Below are 16,254 nucleotides of genomic sequence, written 5' to 3'. Positions count from 1 at the left end.
GGCTGGTGAGATTTAAATTTTTCTGGCGGTATTAATCACATTCACCCCATTAAACCGGGCTGTCGAACTTCCGTGCGAAACTGCGCTCGACTGGGAAGGCTGGCCTTTTCCGTCGAAGAAAGAGCCACCCAAACGATAATCTTTTTCATCGCAAACCTGCACGCAGGAATTCCAGAACTCCTGGGTGTTAGACTGATACGCCACGTCTTTCAACATGCCGACAATTTTTCCGTCTTTGATCTCATAAAAAAGCTGGCCGCCAAACTGGAAGTTATAACGCTGCTGATCGATCGAGAAAGAACCGTCCCCGATGATGTAAATGCCTTTTTTCACATCCTTAATCATATCCTCCACACTCAGTGCAGCTTTGCCGGCTTCGAGCGAAACATTCGGCATCCGCTGGAATTGTACCGAACTCCAACTATCGGCATAGCAGCAACCCTGCGATTCTTTTCCTCCGATAATGTGCACCTGGTCACGGATTGCCTGATAGTTCACCAGCACGCCGTCCCGCACCAGATCCCACTTTTTGGTATTCACCCCTTCGTCGTCCCAGCCCACTGCTCCCAGCGAACCAACCTGTAATTTATCCGCAACCAGGTTTACCTGCTTGCTGCCATACTGGAATGTTTTGGACTGCCATTTATCCAATGTTGCGAAAGAAGTACCGGCGAAATTCGCTTCATATCCCAGCACGCGGTCCAGTTCCAGCGGGTGGCCGACCGATTCGTGAATGGTCAGCCACAAGTGCGACGGATCCAGGATCAAATCATATTTTCCAGCTTCTACCGACTTCGCAGTCAGTTTTTCCTTTGCCTGTTTGGCGCCGGCAGTGGCATCTTCCAGCATATCGTAACCCATTTTATAGCGGGTGGTCACGCCGGCTACTTTGTCCGCAGGATTTGTTTGGAGATAATCATAGCCCATCCCCATCGGTGCACTCAATGCATTCCGCGTCTCGAATTTCCCGGATTTAGGATCGATTGCCGTAATGTTGAAAATTGGCCAGATTCGGTGAATGTCCTGGTCAATGTAGGAACCGTCGGTAGAGGCGAAATATTTTTGTTCGTTTACCAGAAACAAAATGGAATTCACATAGTTAGCCCCATTGGCCATTGCCGCAGCATTCACGCCCAGCAGCAGGTCCGCCTTTTCTTTTACAGGAACTTCAAAAGCATTTTTCTTGATCGGCGCCTTCCAGCTTACCTCTCCAAAACCTTTTTGCGGCGCCAGTTGCACCGGCTCTTTCATTAATTTTGCATTGGCTTTCGCAATCGCCACAGCATCTTCTGCGGCTTTCGCCATCTGCCCCTCATTATTTACATCCACCACCGCCGCAAAACCCCAGCAACCGTTGGCGATCACGCGCACCCCGACACCATAAGATTCGGTATTGACAATGTTCTGGACTTTATCTTCCCGCGTAACCACATATTGGTTGAGATAGCGACCGATCCGCACATCGGCATAGGACGCGCCTTTGGATTTGGCCGCATTCAATGCAGCGTCGGCCAGCCTTTTCTTGACAGCAACGTCGACGCCGGAGTCCAGAAAAGCTTCGGGAGAAACATTCCTGCCCATCGCCAGGCCAGGCAGCAGGAACGCTCCGGTTCCTAATCCAGCCAGTTGTACAAAATCTCTTCTTTTCAAAGTGTATAAGTTTTAGCTAATAGTGATACAAAGTAAAATGCCTAGACTGCGTCGGATAAACTGGTGAAAGTGAAGTCCCTGATTTTCAGTGGCGGAACAAGGTTTCCAGCCGCCCGAACAGGCTTGCCGATCGCCTCCACATTGTTGAGCATGATCACCGGACTTTCGTTAAACCGGAAGTTTTTCACTGGGTATTTGATCTGCCCGTTTTCAATGTAAAAAGTCCCGTCACGGGTCAGGCCAGTGTATAACAATGTCTGCGGATCGACGGCGCGAATGTACCAGAACCGGGTGACCAAAATGCCTTTTTCAGTCCCTTTGATAAGGTCGGCGAGAGATTCCGTGCCTCCCGCGAGAATGAATCCGGAAGGAGCCGGCACTGCTTTTACACCCTGCTTCTGCGCCCAGAAACGTGAGTAGTACATATTTTTTACGACGCCTTTGTCAATCCAGGTCACTTTTTCCTGCGCACGGCCGTCTCCGGCAAAAGGCGAAGTGGGGATTTCAGGATTTGCAGGATCGGAATAAATGGTAATGCGCTCATCAAAAAGCTTTTCGCCCAGCCGGGTCCCACCTCCTTTTTTGCCCAGGAAGCTGCGACCTTCGTCGGCATTCCGCGCATCCATGCTCCGCATCATATTCTGGAGTAAATCCACCGCAGCCGTCGGTTCGAGGATCACCGTATATTTTCCTGGTTCCAACGCTTTGGTGTTCACCGAAGCCAGCGCCTTTTGCATTGCAATTTCAGTCGCAGCTTTGGTATCTAATTTCGACGCATCATTGTAATCGCGCGTTGCATAACCCGACCCTTTCCCATCGGCGGTTCTAACAGTGATAGAAAAATCGACAGAGGTAGATTTATTGTAGGCAAAAAGGCCCTTATTGTTCCCTATGGCCGAAAAGCCAGCGCTGTCCTGCAAAAATCCGGCAGCAGTCAGGTCTTTTTTAATGCAGGGATCAATGCTGTTAAATGCAGCTTGCGCACGAAAACCAGGATTGATGGCGGCGGTACTTTCGGCAAAAGATTGCGTTTCCTGAAATTGCTGCGCGCCCAGCATCGGCATATACTCCGGATTATCCGGCGCGAGTTTTGCTATCTCCTCGGCCCGCCGCACCGTCTTTTCCAGCGAGGCATCATCAAATTCGTTAATTGTCGCCGTCCCCGATTTTTTGCCAAAAACCGAAGTCACCGAAAGCGATAGATCCGTCGTCTCCCCGCTGGTAGAAACCGAGTTACGTGCATAACGGATATTCCCGCTCCGGTCCCCGTTTAGCCCAACACTGATCTCATCAGCCTTAGAAAACGCCAGAACTTTATCTATGATTTTTTTTGCTTCTTCTTTTGATAGGATAGCCATAAGTAAATGTCATTTGCAGAACTATATCTTCCTCCCTGTATTAATCACATTCACCCCATTAAACCGCGTCGTGCTGCTTCCGTGCGATACTGCGCTGACCTGCCCTGGCTGGCCTTTGCCGTCGAAGAAGGAGCCGAAGGTGCGGTAGTCGTCTTTGTCGCAGAGCTGGGCGCAGGAGTTCCAGAATTCCTGGGTGTTAGATTGATAGGCCACATCGTCGAGCATGCCGGTGATTTCACCATTTTTGATTTCGTAAAAAACCTGCCCGCCAAACTGGAAATTATAGCGCTGCTGGTCAATCGAATACGAGCCTCTACCGATGATGTAAATGCCTTTTTCAACACCTTTGATCATATCCATCACGCTCCGCTTCTCTGTACCCGGTTTTAGCGAAATATTGGGCATACGCTGAAACTGCACCGAATTCCAGTTATCGGCATAGCAGCAGCCATGCGATTCTTTTTCACCGATAATCTTTACCTGATCGCGGATAGCCTGGTAGTTGACCAAAATCCCGTCTTTGATAATGTCCCACTCTTTGCAGGGCACGCCCTCGTCGTCATAACCCACAGCGCCCAATGTGTGCGGCTGGGTTTTATCAGCCACAATGTTGACGAGCTTGCTGCCGTAAGCGAATGTTTTCGATTGCCATTTATCCAAAGTAGCAAAGCTGGTACCGGCATAATTGGCCTCGTAGCCTAGTACGCGGTCGAGCTCCGTCGGGTGGCCGACGGATTCGTGGATAGTAAGTCCTAAGTGATTCGGATCAAGGACCAGGTCGTATTTCCCCGCCTGGACGGTTTTAGCCGTGATTTTTTCTTTCGCTTGTTTGGCCGCGGTGATCGCATCTTCGACCATATCATAAGAATTCCGGTAACCGACCAGACCATTCGGCCCGGCGATTTTTTCGGAGGCAACGCCATCGAGATATTCGTAGCCCATGCCCATCGGCGAGCTGATTGCGTCGCGGGTTTTAAATTTTCCGGAAGCTTTATCCGTCACCGTCACCGTGAATGTTGGCCAGATGCGGTGCACGTCCTGGTCGATAAATGATCCGTCGGACGAAGCGAAATATTTTTGTTCGTTTACAAAAAAGAGATTGGAAGTTACAAAACTGGCCCCGCCGTCTAATGCTTTACCATTGACATTCATGAGAAGATCGACCTTTTCCCGGATCGGGATTTCGAAGGCATTTTTAACGATCGGCGTTTTCCAGGTTTTGTCCCCTACCCCCTTTTGCTCAGCGAGTTGTACCGGTTCTTTCTGGAATTTTGAGTTGGCTTTTGCAATCTCTACGGCAGTCGCGGCGCATTTGGCAATACCGTCGGGCGTGACGTCGCTGGTGGCCGAAAAACCCCAGGTACCATTTGCAATCACGCGGATCCCGATGCCGTAAGATTCTGCATTGACAATGTTCTGCACCTGCCGCTCGCGGGTAAAAAGAAATTGCTGCAGATACCGGCCAATCCGTACGTCGGTATAAGTTGCACCTTTGCTTTTTGCCGCATTCAGCGCAATTTCGGATAGCTTCTTCTTGGCAGCGGCGTCGATACCCGGTTCCAGGAGATGTTCTGCGGAGACCGCCTGGCCGATGACCGGTACGGAAGGCATCATCAGCGCACCTATACCCATCCCGGACATTTGCATGAAATCTCTTCTTTTCATTTTCGAATGATTTGGCCTTTCGGCAAAAGATGAAGGATATAGTCAAACATTGAAATCACAATGTAGCGAATATAATTTCAACAAATATTCGTAAAGCAATTTTTTTCTGACCCGAATAGCGCATTATACGAAGAATACAGAGGTATTCCACGGAAAGACAGCAAGTTCGGTGCACGCGCTGCGGCGTTGCAGAAAAAAATTCAGAAGTAGATTTGAAAATAGCTTACCGCAGGTGCGATAGCATGAGATGACGCAGTTGCTGCTCATCCCAGGGCTTGTTGACGTATTTATGAAAATAACCTTTTCCGGCCGCAAACCTGAACTCGTCTGTATAAGCCGTACCGGTCAGTAGTACACGAACTGCGGCAGGATACTGTGTGGAGGCAAGTTTCAGAAATTCCAGGCCGGTCATTTCGGGCATCTGGTGGTCGGCAAAAATGACGTCGATCTTTCTCTCTCCCAATATTCTGATCCCCTCGGCTGTCGAACTAGCAACATGCACTTCCGCATCTCGTCTGAAAGTTGCTTTAAAAGAATTGAGGTTATTGATCTCATGATCAACGTAGAGTATACTCATAGCCATTTTCTGCCGGGGTTTACGGAACGCGTAGTAATTAAGTCAAGTAACGGGAACGTGGGCTTATGTTGCCATAAGCATTTTTTTATTCAATATTCAATGAAATTCGCCACAGGCTTTTAGCGAAAACCTATATCATTAGTAATCAATGGAATGATTTTGATTAATCTTAGTCAACGGTCAAATTTCAAACCAAATTTCAATCTTTTTCTTCACTTTCATCCCGAAAACGGATTTAATTTTTTGTGACGCTGATCTAACCGGTAGTCGGCCAAATGTTCTCCGCCTGATAGCGAAGCAGTTAGTAGATATACTTCATAGGGTTAATTTTTTTGTTCCGTATTTATTTGCCCTTTTGCTTGCATCATCTCACTTTTAACATTAACAACACGAGCGGTTACATATAAAATTTTATATTTGGATGTCGAACATCAACCGCTCATTCATGAAACTACTACTACTCTCCATCACGCTGATTTTAGCCAACATCTGCCAGGCACAGATCAATTTCGTAGCCCCTGAAACCAGCTGGGAACAGCTTTCCAAAAGAGCCAAAGCGGAGAAAAAACTGATATTTATTCACCTGGAAGACAGCAAATGCGAACAGTGCAACGAAGTCGCTACGCAGGGTTTTTCCAATTCACTTCTGAAAGAGAAATTTGAGAACAATTTCGTGTCGATCAGAAGCAATGTGGAGACTGAAAACGGACGGAAACTGGCCGAAAAATTTCAGATCCGGGGTGCACTTTTATCGCTTTTTGTGGACGGCGACGGCAATATCCTCAACCGATACAACGGTTCGACCAACTCCGCTATGATCTATGCCGAGCATGCAGATGCCGCATTGGGCCGGCGGGGCGCGAAAAAGCTCCTGGATTACGACAAAGAATACAGCAGCGGCGAGCGGGGCGGCCAGTTTTTAAAAGAATATATACTGAAAAGACGCGAGGCAAAATTACCGGCGAATCAGTTGCTGGATGAATATGTCACCAGCCTACCCGTCGATTCGCTGAATAACTTTCAGACAATCAAGTTTATATACCTGCAAGGGCCGTCACTGGATAGCGAAACCTATAAAAAAATAAGGACGAACACCAGGCCGACTTTACTGGACAGCATTTACAGGCTTTCAAGCAAAAACGACGCCATCGCGATGAATAACAGCATTATTGGCAGCACTTTCAGAAATGCCGTGGTAAAAAAGGACGTTCAGTTGGCGCATCAGGTCGCGCAGTTTACGAGAACGTCTTACATGCCCGACGACAATCTGGGTACCAGGGCTTTCCATAACACGATGCTCAATTATTATCATGCGGTGAAGGACACGGTCAATTATATGTCGGAAGTGATCATGTTCATCAACCGGTACTATCTCAATGTTAAAATTGACTCCCTGATTGCGATGGACGATCTGGAAGTCAAAAAAATGATGGCGCAGCGGCCCAACTTCAAAGAGGGGAACGTTACACAAAGTTTTGGCATAGCCCCTCCGTCACAATATTTTCATTTGGAATTGAACAATCAGGCCTGGCGGGTGTATGAGTGGGCAAATTCCAAAGAAATGCTAGAACGTGCACTGACGTGGTCGCAAAAGTCGATGGAGCTTTTTGATGCGGTGATGGCGCACAAAACGCAGAAGCCGTCTACCGGAAATCCGGGCTATCTGGACACTTACGCCCACATTTTATACAAGCTCGACCGCCGGACTGAGGCAGTAGAGTGGCAAACCAAAGCTTTGGAAGCGCAAAGAGCCACGGGTATGACTTCCAATTCTTTTGAAAGTACGCTCAATAAAATGAAGTCAGGGACCTTGTAGTTTTTCAAACAAAAGCGCTTTCCCCGGTAATCGCCCGGCCGACAATCAGGGAATTGATTTCTTTCGTGCCTTCATAAGAATAAATGGCTTCCGCATCGGCCACAAACCGCGCAATGTCGTATTCGAGCAGAATACCGTTTCCGCCGAACAACTCACGGGCGTGGTCTACGATGGAGCGCATTCTTAATGTACAAAAAACCTTCGCGAGCGAGGCATGTTCGTCGGTGAGCACGCCGCTATCCTGTAATTGCGACAGGCGGAAAACCATCGTTTGCATTGCAGTCAGGTCACCGAGCATGGTTACGAGCAGGTCTTGTACCAATTGAAAACCGGCGATGGGACGGCCGAATTGCTTTCTTTCCAAAGTGTACTTCAATGCTAATTCATAGGCGCCGCGGCCACAACCCACTGCCTGCCAGGCTACTCCGGCGCGTGTCATCCTCAAAACATTAGCTGTATCTTTAAATGAGTTGGCATTTTGAAGGCGGTCAGCCTCCGCTACCCGGCAGTCTGTCAAGGTAATCAACGCATTCTGGACCGTCCGAAGTGCCATTTTATCCTCCATCTTCTCCGCCTTAAAACCAGGATTCTCTTTTCTGACAATAAACCCTTTGACCTGATTATCAGCCAGATCTCGTGCCCAAATGATGGTAATGTCGGAGAATGTTGCGTTGCCGATCCACTTCTTTTGTCCGTTGATCACCCACTCTTCGCCCTCACGTTTGCAGATAGTAGTAAGTCCGCCGGCGGCACCAGAGCCGACTTCCGGTTCGGTCAAGCCAAATGCACCGATAATATCCATTCTTTGCATAATGGGCAGCCAGTATTGCTTCTGCTCCTCGGAGCCGCAGAGGTAAATCGAGCCCATCGCCAGGCCGCTGTGCACGCCAAAAAACGTAGAAATCGAAGAATCCACCCGGGCCATTTCCATCGCAATAAATCCTTCCAGCAAAGCCGAGCGACCGGCGCATCCGTAGCCTTTGTAGGTAAGCCCGCAAATGTTGAGCTTCGCCATCAGCGGAATAATGTGCATCGGAAAATGGGCATTATTCCAGTAATGATTGGCGATCGGCCGGATTTCGGTTTCCATAAATGCGCGCACCTTGGCTACCGTCTCTTTTTCCTGGGGCAGAAGCGTTTCGCCCAGTTCATAAAAATCCCCGTTGACCGCGGGCGGCGCATGTTTTTTCCCCGATCCGGCAGACATAAACTTCAACATTTTCCCCAGATCTTCCTCACTCATTTTGGAGACGATACCCATCATTTTACCAAGATCAACCTTCTGGGAAAGTTTTGCTACGGCGTTGATATCGACTGTTTTAAGAAGTGTTCGGAGGTGAGAAAATGATTGGAATATGCTCATGGCGGAGATTTTTTATCTGACTTAATACACATATAAGACCGCGCGACGCCAAATCTATTCCGCTGCCCGGTAGGGAAACGCGAAGCACGGGAACAGATTTTGTCAATTTTCACAAAAACACCATTACCATGAGCAAGCAAACCAAAAACGAAGAGGAAGAAATTGAAGGATCAACTCCGTCACCATCAGGGCCACACGACGAAAGCAGGCATGACGACGACAGCCGGAAACCTGCAAAAACCCTCAAAAAAGAGGCGATCAATGAGTCGGAATCGGAAAATATGACCGATAATAAAGGTTATAACGAAACACCGCCGACGGTTTCCGTAAAAAAAGGGAAGCCCTGATTATTTTGCATCCATCAATGCTTCGATGGCGGCTGCAAGGTACACCATCGGTGCATTCCAGTTGATCGCGATCTCGTTGGATGCGTACGAGCAATCATTGTCGGTGAACGATTCATCGGCAAATTTGCTGGTATAAGTTGTGCATTTGTCCTGCTGACCCGGGTTAGGTCCGCCGGAAAGTAAGCCAGGAACCGGGTCCACAATTCCGTCCGCAATCGATGGCCGGTGGTGCGGGTGCATCACCCGTTTCGAGCCAAAACCCGTCAGAAAACAATATCCTGTCGCATTTCTTCCCAGCAGATAATCCAGGTTACCCAGGGCCGCCTGCCTGTATTTCGGGTTTTTGGTAAGGTTGAATGTATAGAGCAAGGCAACACCCTGGTTGGCGGCGACGGAGCTGCTTCCCCAGGAATAATCTTTTGCATTTTTCCCCATCACAGTGTGATAAGGCTGTTTTTCAAGATCGATCAGCAGCTGATCGGAGAACTGGGTGACAACCGTTTTAAGTTGTTTAGAAAGCGCACTTTCGACCTTTATTTTGTCACTGAATCTTAGCAAAGTATAATAACCAAGCGCCTGCACCTGACTCCACGTAGGCAGCGGCATCGGTTTGTCGGTTTGCAGTGCAATTCCTTTCAAATAATCCGGCTTCCCGGTAGTCGCATACATTTCAGCAGCTGCCCAGATCCATTCGTCGGCAGCGCTGCGGTCGCCGTAAGCGCCGGTAACAATGTCGGGATCGAACTTCTTATTCAGCTCATCCTGGTTGTAATAAATGTCCGGATTCTTTTTAGCCCACTCCCACGCTTTCACCGCTGCGACAATGCAGGAATCGGAAAGTCCAGGAAATTTGTCTTCAAAATTTTTCAAAATGCGCCCCGCCTGCGCTGTCACGGCTGCGAAATCCAATGTTGCCCCTGTGTTTTTCTGGACTACATATCGCGGATTTTTAGCAGCATCCGGCATCACCATTCCATCAAAACGCGTGTTGGTTAGTTTGTGGTAAACACCACCGTCGGCCGCATCCTGCATGGTCAGCATCCAGCGCAGGTTCCAGAGCGCCTCGTCGAGCAGGTCAGGCACACCGTTGTTGCTTTCAGGAATGTTGGTATTGAAATCGTCAAAAAACGTTGGATAATCCTCGTACAGCGAGAGCAACGTACCCATCGTGATCCCGGAATTAACAATGTACTTGTTATAATCACCGGCATCATACCAGCCTCTTGGAGAGCCGATTACTGAATTTTCCGGACGTTTTTCAGAAACTGCGGAAGCATGAACCAATACTTTGTCGTCGGGATGCCCGGCCGGCCGCGCCCATTTCCCGGCAAGTTTTTCTGGTAAATCAATCGAAACGCGCTGGTAATAAAAGCCTTTCAAAGCAGCTTCCGCAACCTGGCGGTGAATGTGCTCCTTCACTTCAAAAGGCGCCGATTTTCCCAGACCAGCCACCTCAATCTGATATTTTCCGGACTGTTGAAACTTCGAAAAATCGGCAATCCGACTTATTTTTCCTGAATGCTGACTAGTTCTTGGTTCGCTCAGCTTTCCTTTAAAGACCGATTTACCAGTTTTAAAATCTTTTACTTCGAAAGCGGTATTCTTTTCCCCGACAACCACCGCAATTTTCTCAGCTTTGGGATAAAAACCGATCTGGTTCAGTCTGATATCCGCAGCAAAATCCTGTGCGTTAAGTATTTGCGCACACACCAGCATTACAAATATCAGAATAAGAGTTTGGGAGAAGCGCTTCATGTTTTCAGGGTTTTTCGATGATAAAAAGGAAAGACATTTCGGGCAGCTCTTTACCTTTTTATCCGATTGCAAGCTGTAATAATGAAAGTGTTGGCGGCAATCACTAAACCTTTTTTGGCCCTACGGAATCATATACGACCACTTTTTCCCATAAGCCGGAGTAATCTTTGATAAAATCGAGATGGATTGGGTGGGTCTGGTAAATCTCTTCTTCAATGATATTCTTAAAAAAACACATCCACGAAAACGTATAATCCCTGACAATCACCGGCCGGCTCGTCTCGGCGGGCTTACCAATGTGGACATACGCAATGTTGGGCACTTTGGCCAGTTTATGGAGGCCTTCCAACAGCTTAGCCTCATCCTGCGCGTTGTTGGGATCTTTTAGATAAAACAGAACGTGGTGTATAAAAAGCTCTTTAACCCGCTCTGATTCAGCAGCCAAAGGCGAAACTGCGGCGAGAGTGGCTATACCGGCATTTTGTAAAAACTGGCGTCTTGATTTCTTGGTCATAAGATGATTCGCGGAGGTCAGGAAATATTTAAGATTTTAGGTAGATCATTTGGCCAAGGATACTAAGGAAACGAAAATTAAAGCCTGATCGACAATTCCAGATGCCCGCCTAAACCCACTTCTACAATCCGCTGCAATGTCGAAAGCCTGGCTTCTTTAATGTTATTTTCAATTTTCGAAATATAGGATTTGGTTGTGCCAACCTTCGCAGCCAGTTCTTCCTGAGTCAAACCCTTGGCGCGGCGGGCTTCTTGTAAAAGAAAGCCTGCTTTAAAATATTCAAACCTTGCTTCAAGCGCGTCGCGTTTGGGAGTACCAACAGCGCCGTAATACTCTTCTACAAATTCGTCGAGAGTGGTAATATCAGGATCTTTCGCTTTCATATTCTGATTTAATTTTAAGTGCTTTCTTAATCTCTCTTCGAGGTGTTTTCTGGTCTTTTTTCTGAAAACCATTTGCCAGAACAACCAGATTCCCTTTGTCAAAAAAACAGAAAATTCGAAAAATGTCACTACCAGTTCGAAGCCGGATTTCATACAATCCTTTTGTACCTTCCATGTGCTTAAAAACTGATTCTGGTAATCTAGGCGTCGACTCTACTACTTTCAGCGCTAAGATAATCTTGCTCCTAACCGCCTCTTTTCGCTCTCGAAAAAAGTCGCGAAAATAATTTTTGTAAAAAATGATAGTGCGCTCTTGCTGTTTTTCTGTCCTCATACAAAGGTAGTCCAAGTTGTCCGAAAGTGAAACTTTTTAGATAAGAGATTTTCGGTCTCTATGTTTAGACGTTAGGCTGCACGAGAGGTAACGGAAAAAATTCAGAAATTTTTTGGTGGACTAAGTTCTCAGAATTTAAGAGTAGATGCGGTCGGAGTTTTTTGCAAGAACCTTGAAGTAGAAGAACATCGCATCGCTACTTTGTAAATACACGCTCCGTCCGGCTGAAATCAAAGTACCGGTATTTTCCCAGAACCGTCATTTCAAGCGACAGATTGTAAGTACCCCAAGGATATTTGACTTCGGTTTTAACGATTTCCCTGGTCGCATTTCCCGGAGATTTGCCCGGCTTTCTCAAAAGTTCGAAAATCGGCCGACCGTCCATTTTGGCGGGAACGGGCAGGTTGTAAATGCTCAAAATAGTCGGTACAATGTCAATGTTGGAAGTAGGCAATTCCGTCGTCGCGCCGTCCTTAAAATCCGGGCCTTTCGCGAAAAGCGCGATGTGGATTTCATAAGGACTTGAACCGCCATGCCCGGCTTTTCCTTTTACATAATCCGAGCCATCGTAACCTTTGTCGTTTTTATGATCATTCCAATCCATCGCTACCAGAATGTCGCCGCTGCGCTGAGGGTGGTTGAGGTGGACCGCGTCCAGGGACAATGTGCCTTCTACCCAGCCCTGGTTATCGCCCGGCGTTTTCGCTTTTGTGAAAATGGCACCGAAAATCTCTTCCTTCTGCAAGGCTGCAACGATCCGCTTAATCTTCTCAGGATCGCGGTCTTTGACATAAATGCTACCTTCTGCCAGGATTACATCGTCCGAATCTTTATCTTTTTTCAAACCTTCCTGAATCAAAAAATCGCTGAGACTAATACTGCCGACCTGCGTCACGAAACCATGATCCGTTGAGATAATAATGTTGTAGCGATCGGTCAACTTCCGTTCATTCAGCGCATTGACAACCCTTCCAAACTGCTCGTCTACAAATTTCAGCGCCTCAATCGCCTCTGGCGAACCGATGCCATTTTCGTGCGCCGCGCCATCAGGGTCCGACAGCCAGATCGCACTCACCAGCGGGCCGGTCTCAGTCAAGCCATATTTCAACAATGCATCGGTCACCCACTTATGCCGGTTGGATTCTCCCGACGTGCTGGTAGGCATTTCGCCCAAATCAGCCATAACCTGCGGCTTGAAAGTTTCCGGGAGGATCAGGTCGGGATTGATGATCGCACCATTCACTTTATGATTTTGCAAAAAGGCCTGCCCGGTAGTTCCGGAGCTGAAAACCATCATTTTCTCGCCAGCCGCCTGCAAAGCTTCCCCCAAAGAAACTGCGGTAAGTAGTGAGTCATAACTGGCAGAAACCCGGCTCAGATCGTTGAAACCCGTCCCAATGTTTTTGGCCGGATCAACTTTTGGAAAATAGACTGCATTGCCCAAAATACCGTGCGTGCCGGGATAGGAGCCTGTCGCGTAAGATGCTGAATTGACGCGGGTTACTGTGGGAAAAACGCTGTGGTGATTTTTGCTGAATGATGCTTTTTCTTTAAAAGCAAACAAATTCGGCATTTGCTCTGCGGTAATGTAGTCGGGCCGCAGACCGTCGAAGAAGAAAATGAGTGTTTTGTTTTTAGCTTTTGCAGCGGCTTTTTTGCTTTGTCCAAATGCAGTAAATGTGCACGAAAGAATGAGAATGGTGGCTAAGATCCTGAATTTCATTACCTGAAAGTTTGGTTAATTTTCAAAATACATCCAGTCGAGGTGAAAGAGTTGGGCCTTCGTCTTTTCATTTTTAAAAACAAAATACAGGTCGTGTATACCCGCCGCGCCGCTCACAGGCACAACAACTTCCTTCCAACCTTGCTTTAAATCCACAATATTCCCCGCCGGCAAATCCACTTTGCCGACCAATGTTCCAGACTTACTATGTTGCCGTATTTCAATTGTTCCGCCCGCCCCATGCTCCTGAACGCGCAGCCGCACCGATTTCACATTTTTCAAATCAATTTCATTGAAACGCGCATACTTGCCATCGGTAATGTTCGAAATGTAGGACACAAAACCCGTATTCTGCGTCGCGATCGTCACGCCCACATTACCCTCCTGGTAATCTTCAAACTGGATGAGCGGATTTTTCAGAACCAGGTAGCCCGAAGTTTTCAGCGGTTCGATGCCATTTGCGCCTTTGTCGGTGTAAGACGCCAGCAAAACGTATGCACCTTCATTCCCTTTTCCGGTATGTTCATTTAAAGCAACGGTACCAGCCAGCGGAGTCGTTTTTTTATTTTTGGTCAATGACAAAATGTAGCCTGCCAGCTCATTTGCGTCTTTTTGTGCTAAATCGGCGTGAGGCGGCATCGGGTACGAACCCCAGCTTCCGCTGCCTCCCAAAATGATTTTTTTAGCCAGAAAATCCTGCGCATCTGCCTGATTTTCATACTTCTTCGAAACTGCATTCAAAGCCGGACCGATGGATTTGGTCGCCATCGTGTGGCACGACTTACAATCGAGCGAGGCAAAAAGTTTTGCGGCAGAAGCAAACTGCATATCCTGACCATCCGAAGCCAGCGCGCTCGCCAGGTCTTTTCCAAACGATAAATAGTTGAAGCTGGTCTTCACTTTTGCAGGATCAATTTTACCATCCTCGCGATCGGTGACCTGGATTTTATAGGTCAATGATGCATTATCCCAGTAAAAGCTGCGATTGCCCGTTGTTTCAATTTTCACAACCGGCGGCGCGTTCCCCACTTTCACCTCCGTCGTCGCCGTCGACTTACCACCGTTTTGATCGCTCACAGTCAGCACAATCTGGTAGTTACCGGGATTTTTAAAAGTCAATGTCGCCTGCTCACCCTGCGATTCGCCCGCCTTACTTTTCCACTGATAGCGCAGTTTATCCCCCTCGTCAAAATCCTTGGAACCCGCTGCCGAAACCTTCAATGTAAGCGGCGCTGGCCCGACTGTACTACCTTCCACATGCATTTTGGCCACAGGATTGCGGTTTCCCTCGGAATATTCGACCCGGATAATGCCGGAATCGGTATTTCGGGCAAACCAGTTGGTACCATAAGCCAGCAGGTAAATCGCCCCGTCTGGTGCTATGCGCATATCCATCGGCGCGACCACCTTCAACTGCGGCAAAAATGGCTCCATGCTCACATAATTTCCCTGCGCATCCATCGTCACGGCCATGATCCACTTCCTGATCCACTCGTAAATGAAGAGCTTTCCGTTGTAATAATCAGGCAGTTTGTAGGGAGCATTCGGGTAGCGATCGCTGTAATAAACCGGCCCCGCCATCGCGCTCGCTGCACCTTTTCCCACCATCGGCCACTTTTTGGACGGGCCTTTTCCGTACCAAATAAAGGCTGGCTGGGCAGGCGGCAACTCTTTTAAGCCGGTATTGTTTCGGGAATCGTTGATCGGACGGAGCGGATCTTTCCCCGGACCTTCTTTTTTTGTTTCAAAATCATAATCCGGAAAAACCTCATTGTCGCCCAGAAAGTACGGATAACCGAAAAATCCGGGCTTCCGCGCCTGGTTGATTTCGTCATAACTCAACTTTCCTTCGCTGGCTGGAATTTCCGTATCCGGCCCCACATCGCCCCAGTAAACAAATTTGGTTTTGGGATCCACTGAAATGCGGAAAGGATTCCGGACGCCCATCACGTAAATTTCCGGCTTGCCTTTCGAGCCATCTTTTGGAAAAAGATTGCCATCAGGAATGCTGTATCCACCATTTGCTTCGGGCTTGATACGCAGGATCTTACCCCGAAAATCGTTGCTGTTTGCGGTCGCTCCCTGATCGTCGGCCAGTTCATGTCCCGGTCGCTCGTCCGTAGGGTTATGTCCTTCTATTTCTTCGGCATTGGTATTATCACCGATGGATAAATATAGAAGTCCGTCAGCATCAAACGTCAGGTAACCCGCTGAGTGGCAGCAATATTTTCGCTGGGTAGGCACTTCCAGCAAAACCTTTTTTGAAGACTGTACCAATTCTTTTCCTTTCAGCTCAAACCTCGCGAGATGGCTTACGCTTTTGTCGCCCGCGACGCCGTAATAAAAGTATAGCCAATGATTATTCCTGAAATCAGGATCAGCAGCAACGCCCAGCAAACCATCTTCAATCCCGCTGAAAACATTGAACTGCGCGATGGTCGAAAGCTCTTTGGTCGTGTTGTCAAAATACCTGACGCCCCCCTTCCGCTGCACAATCACAATGTCATAATTCGGCAGCAAAGCGATCTCCATCGGCTCATCAAGCCCGGACACCAGCGTCGTGTAGGTAAACCGGCTCGAATCCGGCCCGGTTAGGGATTGGGATTGAATATGGGAGGTTTTGGAAGGATTCAGTTTGTCAAAGGTGAGAAGTTGTTTCCTGGAAACAGACGCCAGACAAAATAACCCCGCAATCAACAAACTGGCAAAGGATCGGTATTTTTTCACAAGATTAGGAGATGCGTTTAGGAATTAATGGCAGAAAACTAA

General features: G+C 48.0%; 13 protein-coding genes. 2 read left to right on the top strand and 11 right to left on the bottom strand.

Translation table 11 applies throughout. The annotated features are described in order from the left end of the window. Positions 1-12: 12 nt before the first annotated feature. From FEN17_RS01125 to FEN17_RS01110, 4 genes are all read right to left on the bottom strand, one after another. Positions 13-1,650 carry a TldD/PmbA family protein gene (locus FEN17_RS01125; RefSeq protein WP_138363481.1) on the bottom strand — a complete coding sequence of 546 codons (1,638 nt, stop codon included), beginning with the start codon at positions 1,648-1,650 and terminating at the stop codon, positions 13-15. A 41-nt stretch (positions 1,651-1,691) separates the two neighbouring features. Continuing rightward, complete coding sequence (locus tag FEN17_RS01120; protein ID WP_138363480.1) at positions 1,692-3,008, bottom strand: TldD/PmbA family protein; 1,317 nt, start codon at positions 3,006-3,008, stop codon at positions 1,692-1,694. A gap of 21 nt (positions 3,009-3,029) precedes the next feature. Next, a complete protein-coding gene (locus tag FEN17_RS01115; RefSeq protein ID WP_138363479.1) occupies positions 3,030-4,673 on the bottom strand; it encodes a TldD/PmbA family protein in 1,644 nt (547 codons plus the stop codon). Positions 4,674-4,896: 223 nt separating this feature from the next. Further along, the gene (locus FEN17_RS01110; RefSeq protein WP_138363478.1) at positions 4,897-5,250 is read right to left on the bottom strand and encodes a response regulator; all 354 of its coding nucleotides are present in this window, start codon (positions 5,248-5,250) and stop codon (positions 4,897-4,899) included. A gap of 445 nt (positions 5,251-5,695) precedes the next feature. Between FEN17_RS01110 and FEN17_RS01105 the strand changes: the two genes are divergently transcribed. Further along, a complete protein-coding gene (locus FEN17_RS01105; protein ID WP_138363477.1) occupies positions 5,696-7,066 on the top strand; it encodes a thioredoxin domain-containing protein in 1,371 nt (456 codons plus the stop codon). Positions 7,067-7,070: 4 nt separating this feature from the next. On the opposite strand, the gene FEN17_RS01100 is transcribed toward FEN17_RS01105, so the two are convergent. After that, positions 7,071-8,429: an acyl-CoA dehydrogenase family protein gene (locus FEN17_RS01100; RefSeq protein ID WP_138363476.1), complete on the bottom strand. Its 1,359-nt coding sequence runs from the start codon at positions 8,427-8,429 to the stop codon at positions 7,071-7,073. Between the two features lie 128 nt (positions 8,430-8,557). Between FEN17_RS01100 and FEN17_RS01095 the strand changes: the two genes are divergently transcribed. Then, the gene (locus FEN17_RS01095) at positions 8,558-8,776 is read left to right on the top strand and encodes a hypothetical protein (RefSeq protein WP_138363475.1); all 219 of its coding nucleotides are present in this window, start codon (positions 8,558-8,560) and stop codon (positions 8,774-8,776) included. Here the strand turns inward: FEN17_RS01095 and FEN17_RS01090 are convergent, their stop codons facing one another. From FEN17_RS01090 to FEN17_RS01065, 6 genes are all read right to left on the bottom strand, one after another. Next, entirely contained in the window at positions 8,777-10,531 is a 1,755-nt protein-coding gene (locus FEN17_RS01090; RefSeq protein ID WP_138363474.1) for a glycoside hydrolase family 9 protein, read from the bottom strand. Between the two features lie 103 nt (positions 10,532-10,634). Further along, positions 10,635-11,045 (bottom strand): Dabb family protein, encoded by a 411-nt coding sequence (locus FEN17_RS01085; protein ID WP_138363473.1) that lies wholly within the window; start codon positions 11,043-11,045, stop codon positions 10,635-10,637. 77 nt (positions 11,046-11,122) lie between these two features. Continuing rightward, entirely contained in the window at positions 11,123-11,428 is a 306-nt protein-coding gene (locus FEN17_RS01080) for a helix-turn-helix domain-containing protein (RefSeq protein ID WP_138363472.1), read from the bottom strand. After that, a complete protein-coding gene (locus FEN17_RS01075; RefSeq protein WP_138363471.1) occupies positions 11,409-11,762 on the bottom strand; it encodes a type II toxin-antitoxin system RelE/ParE family toxin in 354 nt (117 codons plus the stop codon). Before FEN17_RS01075 ends, FEN17_RS01080 begins: the two co-directional genes overlap by 20 nt. A 196-nt stretch (positions 11,763-11,958) precedes the next feature. Next, on the bottom strand, positions 11,959-13,485 hold the full coding sequence (locus tag FEN17_RS01070; protein ID WP_138363470.1) for an alkaline phosphatase family protein: 1,527 nt from the start codon (positions 13,483-13,485) through the stop codon (positions 11,959-11,961). Positions 13,486-13,500: 15 nt separating this feature from the next. Then, the gene (locus tag FEN17_RS01065; protein ID WP_229208635.1) at positions 13,501-16,212 is read right to left on the bottom strand and encodes a PQQ-dependent sugar dehydrogenase; all 2,712 of its coding nucleotides are present in this window, start codon (positions 16,210-16,212) and stop codon (positions 13,501-13,503) included. Between the last annotated feature and the right edge of the window lie 42 nt (positions 16,213-16,254).

The organism is Dyadobacter luticola, from assembly GCF_005860805.1.
Taxonomy (GTDB): Bacteria; Bacteroidota; Bacteroidia; order Cytophagales; family Spirosomataceae; genus Dyadobacter; species Dyadobacter luticola.
This window is presented reverse-complemented; position numbering and strand designations above follow the sequence as displayed.